Origin of the sequence: Streptomyces anthophorae (genome assembly GCF_049310305.1) — a bacterium.
Classification (GTDB): Bacteria; Actinomycetota; Actinomycetes; order Streptomycetales; family Streptomycetaceae; genus Streptomyces.
This window is the reverse complement of record NZ_JBLWQQ010000001.1, coordinates 4,560,736-4,575,348: the sequence shown is the minus strand read 5'-3', so window position 1 is coordinate 4,575,348 and position 14,613 is coordinate 4,560,736. Positions and strand designations below refer to the sequence as shown.

Genomic DNA, 14,613 nt, shown 5'->3' with positions numbered 1-14,613 from the left:
CCCTCCCCGTGGTGAGCCGAACCCGTCAGCCGGTGAACTCCACGTCGGTGATGCCCTGCTTGAAGCCCGCGCTGCTGTAGCCATCCTGGCCTGCGTGGGGCAGGGCGGTCAGCCAGACGAGCAGATAGCGCGTCTTGACCGGGTGATCGGCCGTGATCTTGGCGGAGGTGGTCTTCGAGTCCGTCTTGGAACCGATCTGCTTCAGGCCGGACACCGAGCCCGGCTCGAGGGACGGAGAGGCGTACAGGGAGACCGTGGTGTGGTCGCCGCCGTATCGGAGCCCTATCGAGGCGGCCGACACCTTCTTGGCGGAGCCGAGGTCGTAGACGATGCCGACACCGGGCTTGATGACCATCTTCGGGCCGTCGACGAAGGACTTGGTCCGCCAGTACGTCGACTTGCTGTCGTCGTACGTCTTGTCGACTTCACCCGGGGCCTGGGCGCCGCCTTCGGCGACGAACTCCTTGGCGCTGTCGATGGAGAGCGGCTTCACGTGCTGCTTGCCGCCGCCCTTGTCGCTGTCGTCCGAGGTGTCCGTGGACCCGGAGGTGCCCGGGTTGCCACGGTCCATGAGGGCGTCGGCGAGCTGCCAGCTGCCCAGGCCGAGGGCCGCGATGAGCAGCGCGGAGACGGCCCACTTGAGGGCCTTGCCGGTACGGCTTTGCAGCGGGGGCGGCGGCGTCGGGACGGGCCGGGTGACGTGCGGGGCGGAGCGGCCGTAGTTTCCCTGCTGGTACGTGGTCCGCTGGTACTCCGGCGGCGCCGTGAAGGCGGGCTCCGGCGGCCGGATCTTGGGCATCTCGCCGATGGCCTTCACCAGGTCCTCCGGCGTGGTGCACGGCGGCTCCTGACGGGACGCGGTCGCCCCGTCGTTGGCCAGCGCGCGCATGGAGAGCTCCGCCAGACCGCGGTGGACGCCTGCGCGCACCTGGTCCGGAGCGATGAGACCGACGCCCTTGGGCAGCCCGGACAGGCCGTAGGCGTCGTCCTCGTACGGCCAGCGCTGGGTGAGCGAGGCGTACAGGAGCGCACCGATGGCCTCGGCGTCGGCGCGCTGCGGGGTGTCGCAGGTGATGCCGCGCAGCGCCGCGTTCACGGCGAGGCCGCGGATGCGCCACTGCCCGGTGGAGGTGCGCAGTACGGCGCTCGGTGTGAGGCGCAGGTGGGCGAGGCCCTCACGGTGGGCGGCGGCCATGGCGTGGGAGACCTGGCTGACCATCTGGTACGCGTCGTGCGCCTCGAGGGGGCCGAGGGCGAGCAGCGCGGTCAGCTCCGTCGCGTCGGGCAGCCACTCGTGGACGACGTAGACGAGATCGTTCTCCTCGACCGCGTCCAGCACCTGCACGAAGCGGGGGTCGCCCAGAAGGGCGGACGAGCGGGCGGCGGCGAGCACCGAGCGGCCCCGAGGGTGATCGGCGGGCAGGATGTGCACGCCGACGGCGCGACGGAGTTTCTCGTCCATCGCACGCCAGCTGCTGAAACCGTCCAGACGGGTGACGCACTCCTCGAGCCGGTAGCGTCTGGCGAGCTTGTGGCCGCTGTGCAACTCGGGCGGCGACGCGGCGCCGGGGCTCAGATGAGTCCCCGTCTCCGCGGTGTCCACGGCCTCCTCGCGCTCCGGCGCGTCCTGCTCCCCGGTATCGGCCACCCCGTCGGCCGTGGCCTGCTCCGCCTTGTCCGCCTTGGCGGTCAGCGGTTCATCACCGCTGTTGTCGGCCACGTCGACGGCAGCCGTGCTCCGTTCCGCCACCGTCGTTCCTGCCTCCCCATCCGTTGCGCTCACTCCGACGCCAAAGCCAATTGTGCCCACAGTCCGGCGCTATGCACGACACGCGATGGCTGCCGATGGTTGCACGCGCTTCCGGCCGACTCAGCGGCCGAGACGGCCTCGAACCATACCGACCAGCGAATTCAGTTCTTCGATCCTCATCTTTCGGGCTGCCACGTAGAAGACTCCGAGCAGCGCCACACTGCCCACGACCAGCGCCGCGATCGAGCCGAGCACGCCGTGGCCGAGTGCTTGCGTGACCGCGTACCCGATTCCGCCGCCGATCACCGTCGCCGGCAGCGACGCGAGGCAGAGCCGCGCGTAGGTGCGGACGACGTGCGCGCCGTCCAGGTCGCCGCCGAGCCGGTTGCGCAGCCGCCGCCAGGCCACACCGACGCCGATCGCGTACGCGATGCCGTAGGAGAGTGCCATGCCGACGACGGCCCACTGGGCGGGCAGGATCAGGTAGCAGATGCCCGCTGCGGCGGCGTTGACCGCGGCCACGATGACCGTGTTGTAGAAGGGCGTGCGGGTGTCCTCGTAGGCGTAGAAGCCGCGCAGCACGACGTACTGCACGGAGTACGGAATGAGGCCGATGCCGAACGCCATCAGGATGTAGCCCATGGACTGGGCGGACTCGACGCCGCTGGAGCCGAAGAGCAGGGTGCACATCGGGACGCCGAGCGCCACGAACATGAACGAGATCGGGACGATCGCCACGGCCGAGGTGCGCAGGCCGGAGGAGATGTCGTCGCGTACCGCGCCCGGGTCGCCGTCGTGGGCGGAGCGCGAGATGCGCGGCAGCAGGGCGGCCATGACGGAGACCGTGATGATCGCCTGCGGCATGCCCCAGATGAGCTGGGCGTTCGAGTAGCCCATGATGCCGGTGCCGTCGACCGGGGACGCCTCGCCCGCCGCGGTGGCGAGCTGGGTGACGACGAGTACGCCCGCCTGGTTGGCGAGGACGAACAGGACGGTCCACTTGGCGAGCTTCACGGCCTTGCCGAGGCCGTGGCCCTTCCAGTCGAAGCGCAGGCGGAAGCGGAAGCCGGTCTCGCGCAGGTACGGGATCATCGCGAGCGACTGCACGACGAGGCCGAGCAGGGTGCCGATGCCGAGGAGGCGGATGCCCTCGTCGGGGATGGTCGTGACGCCCATCTGCGATTCGGCCGCGGTCCCGTAGACCCAGATGAACGTGCCGAACGTGAAGATCATGACGATGTTGTTGAGGACCGGGGTCCACATCATCGCGCCGAACTTCCCGCGGGCGTTCAGGATCTGACCCATCACCACGTGGATGCCCATGAAGAAGATCGTGGGCAGGCAGTAGCGGGCGAAGGCGACGCCGACGCTGTTGGCGTCCGCGTTGCCGGCGACCGTGTTGGACATCAGGTGGATCAGCAGGGGCGCCGCGAAGACGACGACCGCCGTGATGGCGGCGAGCGCCACCATCACCAGCGTGAGCAGACGGTTGGCGAAGGCCTCGCCGCCGTCCTCGTCCTCCTTCATCGCGCGCACCAGCTGTGGCACGAACACCGAGTTCAGGCCGCCGCCGACGGTGAGGATGTAGATCATCGTGGGCAGCGTGTACGCCACGGACCAGGTGTCACCGAGCAGTCCGGCGCCCAGCGCCGCGGTGATCACCATGGTGCGGACGAAGCCGGTGAGGCGGGAGACCAGCGTGCCCGCCGCCATCACCGCGCTCGACTTCAAGAGGCTGGAGGCGCGGCCGCCCTTCTTCGCCGCGGGCGCCGGTGCGGCGGTGTTGGCCGGTGGCGGCGGGGGCTGCGGAGGGCCGAGCTGCGTGGTCGGGTTGTCGACGGGCTCGGCCGACGGGCGGCCCCCGCTGTGACCGGGCTGCTGGTCGCGGTACAGGTGCGCGAAGGCGTCCGGTTCGTGGCTCTCCTCCGCGGAGTGCGTCACCAGGTCGTCGACGCCCACGAACTGCGTCGTACGGGCGTCGTCGCCGTACGGCAGATGCTGCGTGGGGCCCGCCGGCTCCGGCGCGGGCGTCTGCGCCCACACGCGGGGGTCGGGCTGGTGCTGCTGCGCGGGCGGCGGCGCGTACAAGGGCTGCGGAGCCTGCTGCGTGCCCGGGGGCGGCGGAGGGTGCGCGGCGCGGTCGTACAGCGCCTCGGTCACCGGGTCCTGGGCGGTCAGGTCGTGCGCCCGGTACGGATCCTGCTCGTACGCGTCCTGAAGGTACGCGTCCTGCGGATACGCGTCGGGGGCAGGCTGCGGCGGCGGCACCTGCCCCTCGGGCTGCGGTGAACCGGCGTACGGCTGACCATCGCCCGAGGCAGAGCCGCCCGAGCCGTGGCCACGCTCACCGTCGTACGGCGCGTTCATGGTTACCCCACCTCATCGTCCCCGGCCCAGCGGCCCCGACATCGCTCAACGGTCCACTCTCTCACCCGTGCCCGACGGGTCCGTGCTTTCCGGAGCGGTGTCAGCCGTCGGGTCACTCGGCTGCTGCGGAACGTCTGCCCGTGCGGAGGCGGTCGAGTCGCCTTCCGGCTCGTCGCTCTCTTCGTCGTCCGCGGCCGCGGAGTCGCCCTCAGGGGCGTCCTTGTCGGGCTGCGCGGCGACGGCGCGCTTGCGCTGCTGGTACATCCGGTACCCGGCCAGGACGAGCAGCAGGACGCCGCCGGCGATGACGAGCATCACGGTCGGGGTGACCTCGGTGACGTCGACCTTGAAGGCGAGCGGTTCGCCGTAGGGCGCGCCGTCCTGCGTGTACAGCTGGGCGTGCACCGTGATCGGGCCCGTCGCCTTGGCCGTGGTCGTGAACTTCACGGACTGGCTGTGTCCGCTGGCGATCTTCACTTCCTGGTCCTGGAAGTTGTCGCCGCCGATCTTGAGGCGGGTGCCGTTGCCCGAGGTGAGGCGCAGCGTCAGATGGTCGACGTCCTGCCACAGGTTGTTCTGCACCGACACCGGGATCGTCGCGCTGCGTCCGGAGAGCTTCACCTCGGACTTGTCGATCAGCGCGACCTGTTCGGTGAGGCCCGACAGATACGAGGAGACGCCGTCGCGGAACTTCCCGGAAGTGTCCGACTCCGCACGCCACGACGTGGACATCTCCCGGTCCATCGCGCGGCCGAACGGTGTCACCACGCGGGACTGGTCGGTGAGGACGACCTTGAAGTTCTCGAGGTCGCGCTGGGTCGCCTGGATCTGCTCGAAGGCCGACTGCGGCAGCTCCTGCTTACGCAGCGACGCGGGGTACGCGTTCGGGACGCGCGTGGTGGCGGCGGGGTCGGGCTTCGCCTTCGCCGCGGCCGACAAGCTCTGGGGCTGCGACCACGTGCTGTCCTGCAGCGCGTGCAGCGCCTTGGCCATGGTCTGGGCCTGGCTCGCGGTGGGCATGCGCTGCGGGGCCACGACAACGCTGCGCTGTTTGTCCGTCTGCTTGTTCAGCATCAGCGACTGCGCGAGGAACTCCTGCACGGCGAGCGTGGAGCTCTCGGCTCCCGTCATGTCGCCCTGGAAAGCGGTCGACAGGCGGCCGTCGGCGACCACGGCCGAGGCGCCGCCGCCGATCGGGCGGGCGGCGGACGGCGTGTACGCCAGCCCGGCGGTCTCCGGGAAGTGGTCGCTGCGCGCGATGATCTTGTCGGCGCCGGCGGACGTGGCGACCTTGACGATGTCCCGGTCGACGGCGCCTTCCGCGGGCCACGCGTACGAGGTGTCCGGCTTGGTGTGCAGGATCGTCTGCACGGTCAGGGCGGCGGCGTCCGTGGCGTCCTTGAGGTGGCCGAGGGAGCCGGTGACCTTCGTGCCCGTGTGCGCGAGCGACGCCAGATCCGGGTCGGCGAACGGGAGCGTGACCACCTTCTGGCCCTGCACCGCGGTCTCCAGGTCGCTCAGCCACTGCTTGGCGTCCGCCTGGTTCCTGCCCGGCCTGAGCTTTCCGCCGGGCCCCTTGACCTTGTACGGCTCCGTCATGGCGTCGACCGATGCCAGCAGATCCGGGTCGATCACCCACGTCACGTCGAGTTCGCTGCCGAGGGCCAGCATCTGCTGGAGGCGGCCGCCCGGGCCGATCTGCTTCGCGAGGTCGTTGTCGTCGAAGACCGGCGTCTGCTGTTCGTTCGCGCCCGTCTCGGCGGTGAGATGGGAATCGGAGATCAGCGGCCACAGCGCCGTCGTCTTCGTGCTCGTGTCGGCACCGCTCGGCTGCCAGGGCAGGAAGGTCCGCTGGATGCCGAGCGTCTGCTGGTACGGCTGCGCGGCGGTCTGTCCCATCAGGGCGACGCTGAGCTGGTAGACGCCGTCGGAGCCGAGGCGCAGCGCCTTGACCGGGACCGACAGCGTGAAGTCCTGCGCGACGCCGGGCGCCAGCTTGGCGAACTTCTTGCCGTACTTGCCGGAGATCTCGCGGCCGTCCGCGGCGCCGCCCGTGCCGTTCTTCGCGGCCTCGTCGACAGCCGTGCGGCCGCTGTAGGACGTGCCGACCCGCAGGCCCACGTGGGCGCCGGTGACCGTCTGCTTGCCCTTGTTCGTCACCGAGCCGGTGACCGTGACGGTGTCGCCGTCCGTCGGCGCGCTGGGCGACAGGGAGTTCACGGCCACGTCGACCGTGCTGGTCCCGGTGGCGCTCGATGCGGCGGTGGCCGGGGTGGCGGCGCTGGCCGGGGTCGCGGCGGGCAGCAGTGGCAGCGACGCCAGGAGCGGTGCAGCCGCGAGCAGGGCCCCGGTGCGCCGCAGCAGTCGCCGTGCAGGTGAGGGACTCACCGTTGGGAAGTCTGCCGCCTCGGCCACGTGGTCGTCCGTCCCTCGTCGTCGTCGGTGGTCGCAGATGTGTCCACGCATGGTAACGAGGAGCGCTGTGGCTGAGTGCCACGGTCTGCCCGGCTTGATCGTGGGGGCAAGAGTAGGGGGCCGCCGGTGTGCTCCTGTCGCGGGCCCGGCAAACGGTTCGGTCGGGGCCGCCCGGGCCACGTACCCTGTCCTGTTGTGCCGAACGCCAATGAAGACAACCCCAGCACCCTGAGCCAGGTACAGCAGCGAGCGGTCAGCGAACTGCTGCGGGTCTCGCCTGTCGCAGACGATCTCGCCCGCCGGTTCCAGGAGGCCGGGTTCTCCCTTGCCCTGGTCGGTGGTTCGGTGCGGGACGCACTGCTCGGCCGGCTCGGCAACGACCTGGACTTCACCACTGACGCGCGCCCCGAGGACGTACTGAAGATCGTCCGCCCGTGGGCCGATGCGGTGTGGGAGGTCGGGATCGCGTTCGGCACCGTCGGTTGCCAGAAGGACGGCTACCAGGTCGAGGTCACGACCTACCGCTCGGAGGCGTACGACCGCACGTCGCGCAAGCCCGAGGTGTCGTACGGCGACTCCATCGAAGAGGACCTGGTCCGCCGGGACTTCACCGTCAACGCCATGGCCGTCGCGCTCCCCGAGAAGGAATTCATCGATCCGTACGGCGGCATCAGCGACCTGTCCGAGCGGATGCTGCGCACGCCCGGCACTCCTGAGGACTCCTTCTCCGACGACCCGCTGCGGATGATGCGCGCCGCCCGCTTCGCCGCTCAGCTCGACTTCGAGGTCGCCCCCGAGGTCGTCGCGGCCATGAAGGCCATGGCAAGCCGTATCGAGATCGTCTCCGCGGAGCGAGTACGTGACGAGCTCAACAAGCTGATCCTGTCCGCGCACCCGCGCAAGGGCCTGACGCTGCTCGTCGAGACCGGTCTGGCCGATTCCGTACTGCCCGAACTGCCGGCGCTGCGTCTTGAGCGTGATGAGCACCACAGGCACAAGGACGTCTACGACCACACGCTGATCGTGCTCGAGCAGGCGATGGCGCTGGAGACCGAAGGCCCCGATCTGACGCTGCGCCTCGCCGCGCTGCTCCACGACATCGGGAAGCCGCGCACGCGCCGCTTCGAGAAGGACGGCCGCGTCTCCTTCCACCACCACGAGGTGGTCGGCGCCAAGATGACGAAGAAGCGCATGACCGCGCTCAAGTACTCCAATGAGCTGGTGAAGGACGTCTCGCGCCTCGTCGAGCTGCACCTGCGCTTCCACGGCTATGGCACCGGCGAGTGGACGGATTCCGCCGTACGTCGTTATGTAAGGGACGCCGGGCCGCTCCTCGGTCGGCTGCACAAGCTGACCCGTTCCGACTGCACGACGCGCAACAAGAGGAAGGCCAACGCGCTTTCGCGCGCGTACGACGGCCTTGAGGAGCGCATCGAGCGGCTTCAGGAGCAGGAGGAGCTGGACTCGATCCGGCCAGATCTTGACGGAAACCAGATCATGGAGATCCTCGGCGTCAGCCCGGGCCCCGTGATCGGGCAGGCGTACAAGTTCCTGCTCGAGCTGCGCCTCGAGAACGGGCCGATGGGGTACGACGCGGCCGTGTCGGCGCTCAAGGAGTGGTGGGCGGACAGCTCTCAGGACTGAGACGTTCGGAACGCGTCGGGCTCTGTTTCACGTGAAACAGAGCCCGACGCGTATCTGAGGACGCGCTGTTCGGGGACACGCTGTTCGGGGACGCGCTGTTTCACGTGAAACGGCGCCGTCCACGCAGTGTCAGGGCGGTCGCTCCGTAGAGGACCGACACCAGGACCACGAGAGGGACCGAGCGGCCGTCCGGCGGCAACATCAGCGCGGCGACTCCGGCCGCGCCGACGAACGAGACGTTGACCAGCACGTCGTAGACGGAGAAGGTCCGGCCGCGGAAGCCGTCCTCGATGGAGGACTGCACGACCGTGTCGGTGGCGATCTTCGCGCCTTGTGTGGTCAGGCCGAGGACGAACGCGGCCACCACGATCGGCGCGGGCTCGAAGGTGAGCCCCAGGGCGAGTTCCAGTACGGATGCGGCGCCTGCACAGAGGACGATCCACCCGGCCGCGCCGAGCCGTCCCACGGCCGCCGGGGTGATGGCCGCCGCGACGAAGAAGCCGGCCCCCGAGACACCCATGGCGAGGCCGAGCAGGGCCAGCCCCTGGGACTCCGTGGATGACCATGCGTATCGGCACAGCATGAGCACCATGACGAGCAGGGCGCCGTAGCAGAACCGCATCACGGTCATCGCGGCGAGAGCGCGTGCGGCCGACGGGCGCGAGGCAAGGTGACGGACGCCGGCGGCGAGGTCCCGGGCGGTGCCGGTCACCGCGGCTCCCAGGCGCGGCTGGATCAACTCCGGATCGGGGCCGAGGAGCTGGGCGTCCATGCGCAGCGAAGCGAGCGCAGCGCACAGGTACAGCAATGCCCCGATGAGCACGACCGCTGCATCCGAGTCGTCGGCGATCAGCCGTACGCCAAAGGCGAGGCCTCCGCCCAAGGTTGCCGCGAGGGTCCCCGCGGTCGGTGAGAGGGAGTTGGCCATGACGAGGCGCTCGGCGTCCACGACACGGGGCAGTGCGGCCGAGAGCCCAGCCAGAACGAAGCGGTTGATCGCGGTGACGCAGAGCGCGGACGCATAGAAGAGCCAGTCCGGGGCGTGGCTGAGCATGAGGGCGGCCGTCACGGAGGCCAGCAGCACCCGCAGCAGGTTGCCGTAGAGGAAAACCTGGCGACGGCGCCAACGGTCGAGGAGGACGCCGGCGAACGGACCTACAAGGGAGTACGGGAGGAGCAGTACGGCCATGGCCGAAGCGATCGCGGTGGGCGTTGTCTGTTTCTCCGGCGAGAACACCACGTAGGTGGCGAGGGCCACCTGGTACACGCCGTCCGCGCCCTGGGAGAGCAGCCGCAACGTCAACAAACGCCGAAAATCTTGCAGGCGCAGGAGTACGCGCAGGTCGCGGACGACAGCCATGGTGCACAGCCTCACATATGAGGCGGGCCCCCGGCTCGCACAATGTGTGCGAGCCGGGGGCCTCAACAGCCTTCAGGGGGTGGGTGTTTCACGTGAAACACCCGGACCGCCCTTCAGGACAAGGTCAGCGCTCGACCTCACCCTTGATGAACTTCTCGACGTTGTCGTAGGCCTCGTCGTCGAAGTACTGCACCGGCGGGGACTTCATGAAGTACGAGGACGCGGAGAGGATCGGGCCGCCGATGCCACGGTCCTTGGCGATCTTCGCGGCGCGCAGGGCGTCGATGATGACACCCGCGGAGTTCGGGGAGTCCCAGACCTCGAGCTTGTACTCCAGGTTCAGCGGGACCTCGCCGAAGGCGCGGCCTTCGAGGCGGACGTACGCCCACTTGCGGTCGTCGAGCCACGCGACGTAGTCGGACGGGCCGATGTGGACGTTGTTCTCGCCCAGCTCGCGGTCGCGGATCTGCGAGGTGACGGCCTGCGTCTTCGAGATCTTCTTCGACTCGAGGCGGTCGCGCTCCAGCATGTTCTTGAAGTCCATGTTGCCGCCGACGTTGAGCTGCATCGTGCGCTCGAGGCGGACACCGCGGTCTTCGAAGAGCTTCGCCATCACACGGTGCGTGATGGTCGCGCCGACCTGCGACTTGATGTCGTCGCCGACGATCGGGACGCCGGCCTCGGTGAACTTGTCCGCCCACTCCTTGGTGCCGGCGATGAAGACCGGGAGGGCGTTGACGAACGCGACCTTGGCGTCGATGGCGCACTGGGCGTAGAACTTCGCCGCGTCGTCGGAGCCGACGGGCAGGTAGCAGACGAGGACGTCGACCTGCTGGTCCTTGAGGACCTGGACGACGTCGACCGGGGCCTCGGGGGACTCCTCGATCGTCTCGCGGTAGTAGCGGCCCAGGCCGTCGAGCGTGTGGCCGCGCTGGACCTCGACACCCTTGTTCGGCACATCGGCGATCTTGATGGTGTTGTTCTCGGAGGCGCCGATGGCGTCCGCGAGGTCCAGGCCGACCTTCTTCGCGTCGACGTCGAACGCGGCGACGAACTCGACGTCACCGACGTGGTAGTCGCCGAACTGTACGTGCATCAGGCCCGGGACCTTGGTCTCCGGGTCGGCGTCCTTGTAGAACTCGACGCCCTGCACCAGCGAGGCGGCGCAGTTGCCCACGCCGACGATGGCTACGCGAACCGAACCCATTCCGGTTGCTCCCTGTGTGTACTCGGTGAAGTCCTGACCGGACTTCACGTGGCGGTGTCGTCGGACGGATCCGGCCGGGTACTGTCCCGGTGCCGGGGCAGGCCGCCCGTCTCTCCAGATGTGTCCTGCTGAGCCGCGTCCCCCGGGCCGGAGCCTCGTTGGTCGCGGCCCGCGCGCTCGCTCTCGATGAGCTCGTTCAGCCAGCGCACTTCGCGCTCCACGGACTCCATGCCGTGCCGCTGCAGCTCGAGCGTGTAGTCGTCCAAGCGCTCGCGGGTGCGGGCGAAGGAGATGCGCATCTTCTCGAGGCGCTCCTCCAGACGGCTGCGACGGCCCTCGAGGACGCGCATGCGCACGTCCCGCGACGTCTGCCCGAAGAAGGCGAAGCGCGCGGCGAAGTGCTCGTCCTCGTATGCATCGGGGCCGGTCTGCGAGAGCAGGTCCTCGAAGTGCTCCTTACCTTCCGCCGTCAATCGATAGACGATCTTGGCGCGACGCCCTGCGAGTGGAGCCGCGGGGGTGTCGTCGGGTCCTGACCCCGGCTCCTCGATCAACCAGCCGTTGGCGACCAGCGTCTTGAGGCAGGGGTACAGCGTCCCGTAGCTGAAGGCTCGGAAGATTCCGAGTGAAGTGTTGAGTCGCTTGCGCAGCTCGTAGCCGTGCATCGGGGACTCGCGGAGCAGTCCGAGTACGGCGAATTCGAGGATGCCTGAACGTCGGCTCATCGTCCGCCCCCTCTCTGCCGCGGTCCCTTGGATCGACTCTTTATGCCGAGCTGATGTATCGACTCGATACATCCCGACGATAGAACTGCTCTTCGGCTGCGGCAAGTGCGATCACGGTGAACGGCGTCACATCACCGATTCGTAGGAATCGAGTTGCCTGATTTGGGGTGAAGTTCGGCCCTAGGAGGGTTTTGACGGTGCGTAGTCTGTCCGCCATGCAGACCACCGGGAACCAAGTGACGCCTGTGAGCGTCGTCGTCCCTGGTGTAGTGCGGGTGAGTGCCGAGAGGGGCGCATCCGTACTCCGGGGGGACCGGAAACCCGACGCCGTTTCCAGGCGCGCGACCTCGCGCCTGCCCGAGGAGTAGTCGTTCGATGAGCGAGCACCGTCGCAAACCGCCGCAGCCGCAGGGCGGTGGGCGCGCCGCGGCCCGTCGCGGAGCATCCGGAGCACCATCGGGCCGCCGTGCGGCCCCGCGTGGAGGTTCCGCCTCACCCTCCGCTTCCTATGACCCCCCGAGTTCGACGGGCCCGTCCGGGAGCCCGGAAGGGGACCGCCCCTGGGGAGGTCGAGCCGAAGCCCGTAGGGCCGCCCAGCGCGGCGGCCGGCGCAGGTCGGCCGAAGGCGCCGGAGGCGGTGGCGGCCGCCGCGGTGGCGGCGGCGGTGCCGCCGGCGGCGCGTACGGCGCGGGGCGCGGCGGACCTGAGAAGAAGAGGTTCGTCGACTACCCGCGCGCCTACAAGCACGGCTGGCGCCGCTGGGTGCCGTCCTGGCGCCTGGTGACCGGTATGTGCGTCGGCCTGTTCGGCAGCATGATGGTCGCGGCCGGCATCGCGTACGCGCTGGTGGGCGTGCCCGACCCGGCAAAGACGGCGACGGCGCAGAACAACGTCTACTACTGGTCCAACGGCAAGCAGATGGTCGCGACCGGTGGTGAGACGAACCGCCAGATCATCAAGTACGAGGACATCCCGAAGTCCATGCGCTACGCCGTCATGTCGGCGGAGAACAAGACGTTCGAGACGGACAAGGGCGTCGACCCGATGGGTATCGCCCGTGCCGTGTTCAACATGGCCAAGGGCGGCGAGACCCAGGGCGGCTCGACCATCACCCAGCAGTACGTGAAGAACGCGATGCTGGACGACCAGTCGCAGACGGTGGCCCGAAAGCTCAAGGAGCTGTTCGTCTCCATAAAGGTCGGCCGGACCGTCGACAAGGACGACGTCATGGCCGGCTACCTGAACTCGGCGTACTACGGGCGCGGCGCCTACGGAATCCAGGCCGCTGCCCGTGCCTACTTCGGCAAGGACGCCACGAAGCTCAACGAGAGCCAGACCGCGTTCCTCGCGGCCGTGCTGAAGGGCTCGACCTACTACGACCCGGCGGGCTCGCCCGGCATCGACCCGGTCAACGCGACGCCGCAGAAGAACCGCGAGCGCGCCACGAAGCGCTGGGCGTGGATCCTCGACGAGGAGACGAAGGACGGGCGGCTGAGCCAGAGCCGCCGGGCCCAGTTCAAGACCTTCCCCAAGCTGGAGAGCCCGCGCTCCAACGCGCAGCTCGGCGGTCAGACCGGCTATCTCGTCGACCTCGCCAAGTCGAACGCCGTCAAGAACAGCAACGGCAAGATCACCGAGGACGACCTGCAAAAGGGCGGCTACGAGATCCACACCACGTTCAACGAGAGCAAGGTGAAGAAGCTCGAGGACGCCGTGAAGAAGGTCCGCAAGGAGAACCTCCAGAAGAACCGCAAGGTCAACGGGAAGTACGTGGACCGGCACGTTCAGTTCGGTGGTGCCTCCGTCAGCCCCAAGACCGGCGCGATCGAGGCCATCTACGGCGGTGAGGACGCCACGAAGCACTTCACCAACAACGCAGATGTCACCGGCGCCCAGGTCGGTTCCACCTTCAAGCCCTTCGTCCTCGCGGCTGCCTTCAAGTACGGCGTCAGGGACCCGGAAGGGCCCGAGGTCCAGGACGCGAGCCAGCGCAGGATCGCCTCTCCCAAGAGCCTGTACAGCGGCAAGAACGGGCTCAAGATCAAGGACTGGAAGGGCGACATCTGGACGAACGAGAAGGGCAAGCAGTGGAACCAGACCAACGACGGTAAGCAGTCGTACAACAAGCCCAGCTACCAGATCGATCTGCGCGAGGCCATGCGCGAGTCCGTGAACTCGGCCTATGTGCAGCTGGGCATGGATGTGGGTCTGGACAAGGTGCGTGCGTCCGCCAAGAGCGCGGGCATCCTGGACGACAGCTTCGCCGACTCCAACTACCCCTCGTTCTCCCTCGGTACCTCCGACCCGAGCGCGATCCGCATGGCGGGCGCCTATGGCACGTTCGCGACCAGTGGCCAGCAGAACGATCCGTACTCGGTGACGTCCGTCGACCGTGAGGGTGAGAACGTCTTCCGGCACGACCCCAAGCCGAAGCGTGCCTTCGACACGAAGGTCGCCGACAACGTGACCGATGTCCTCAAGACCGTCGTCGACAAGGGCACGGGTACGGCGGCGCGGCTGCCGGGCCGCGACGTGGCCGGCAAGACCGGTACCACCGACGGCAACAAGTCGGCCTGGTTCGTGGGCTACACCAAGCAGCTGTCCACCGCGATCACGATGTACCGGATGGACGACAACGAGAAGTCCCAGAACCGCAAGTTCCTGGAGATGTACGGCACCGGTGGTCAGGAGAAGATCCACGGTGCGTCGTTCCCGTCCGAGATCTGGCACGACTACATGGCGCAGGCTCTGAAGGGCCAGCCGAACGAGCCGTTCCCGACGCCGGAGCCCATCGGAGAGCTCGTGGGCGCGACCCCGAGTCCCACGCCGACCCCGTCGGCCACGGTGACTCCGTCGGAGACCGCCTCGCCGTCCCCGTCGACCAGCGAGAGCTCGTCGCCGTCCCCGTCGCCGACGGAGACGTGCAGCAACTGGGACTGGGCCTGCAAGAACGAGAACGGTGGGACCACCGGGGGCACGGACACCGGAGGCGCGACCGACGGCGGTGCGTCGTCGACGCCGACCGACGGGAGTACCGACAATTCCGGAGGGCCGGGCAACGGCAATGGAGGTGGCCTCTTCGGAGGCCCGGACAAGTAGCCGACCTGGCCGCAACGCACCGTGTTTCACGTGAAACGCTGTGTGT

The 14,613-nt window shown here is 68.7% G+C and carries 8 protein-coding genes; 2 read left to right on the top strand and 6 right to left on the bottom strand.

What is annotated here, in order from left to right; genetic code table 11:
- Window positions 1-25: 25 nt before the first annotated feature.
- The 3 genes from ACNYS0_RS20715 to ACNYS0_RS20705 all read right to left on the bottom strand — a co-directional run bounded on the left by ACNYS0_RS20715 (window position 26) and on the right by ACNYS0_RS20705 (window position 6,532).
- A complete protein-coding gene (locus ACNYS0_RS20715) occupies window positions 26-1,750 on the bottom strand; it encodes a protein kinase family protein (protein ID WP_422475665.1) in 1,725 nt (574 codons plus the stop codon).
- Between the two features lie 120 nt (window positions 1,751-1,870).
- On the bottom strand, window positions 1,871-4,117 hold the full coding sequence (gene murJ / locus ACNYS0_RS20710; protein ID WP_422475663.1) for a murein biosynthesis integral membrane protein MurJ: 2,247 nt from the start codon (window positions 4,115-4,117) through the stop codon (window positions 1,871-1,873).
- 45 nt (window positions 4,118-4,162) lie between these two features.
- Entirely contained in the window at window positions 4,163-6,532 is a 2,370-nt protein-coding gene (locus ACNYS0_RS20705) for a DUF6049 family protein (protein ID WP_422475661.1), read from the bottom strand.
- Between the two features lie 195 nt (window positions 6,533-6,727).
- Here ACNYS0_RS20705 and ACNYS0_RS20700 point away from each other — a divergent pair, with 195 nt between their 5' ends.
- Window positions 6,728-8,176 carry a CCA tRNA nucleotidyltransferase gene (locus ACNYS0_RS20700; protein WP_422475660.1) on the top strand — a complete coding sequence of 483 codons (1,449 nt, stop codon included), beginning with the start codon at window positions 6,728-6,730 and terminating at the stop codon, window positions 8,174-8,176.
- Window positions 8,177-8,276: 100 nt separating this feature from the next.
- Here ACNYS0_RS20700 and ACNYS0_RS20695 read toward each other — a convergent pair whose 3' ends face one another.
- The 3 genes from ACNYS0_RS20695 to ACNYS0_RS20685 form a co-directional block, all read right to left on the bottom strand.
- Window positions 8,277-9,536: an MFS transporter gene (locus ACNYS0_RS20695; RefSeq protein ID WP_422475658.1), complete on the bottom strand. Its 1,260-nt coding sequence runs from the start codon at window positions 9,534-9,536 to the stop codon at window positions 8,277-8,279.
- 124 nt (window positions 9,537-9,660) lie between these two features.
- Complete coding sequence (locus ACNYS0_RS20690) at window positions 9,661-10,743, bottom strand: inositol-3-phosphate synthase (RefSeq protein WP_422475656.1); 1,083 nt, start codon at window positions 10,741-10,743, stop codon at window positions 9,661-9,663.
- A gap of 44 nt (window positions 10,744-10,787) precedes the next feature.
- The gene (locus ACNYS0_RS20685) at window positions 10,788-11,468 is read right to left on the bottom strand and encodes a PadR family transcriptional regulator (protein ID WP_326018514.1); all 681 of its coding nucleotides are present in this window, start codon (window positions 11,466-11,468) and stop codon (window positions 10,788-10,790) included.
- 375 nt (window positions 11,469-11,843) lie between these two features.
- On the opposite strand from ACNYS0_RS20685, the gene ACNYS0_RS20680 reads away from it, so the two are divergent.
- On the top strand, window positions 11,844-14,567 hold the full coding sequence (locus tag ACNYS0_RS20680; RefSeq protein ID WP_422475655.1) for a transglycosylase domain-containing protein: 2,724 nt from the start codon (window positions 11,844-11,846) through the stop codon (window positions 14,565-14,567).
- The last annotated feature ends 46 nt before the right edge of the window (window positions 14,568-14,613 follow it).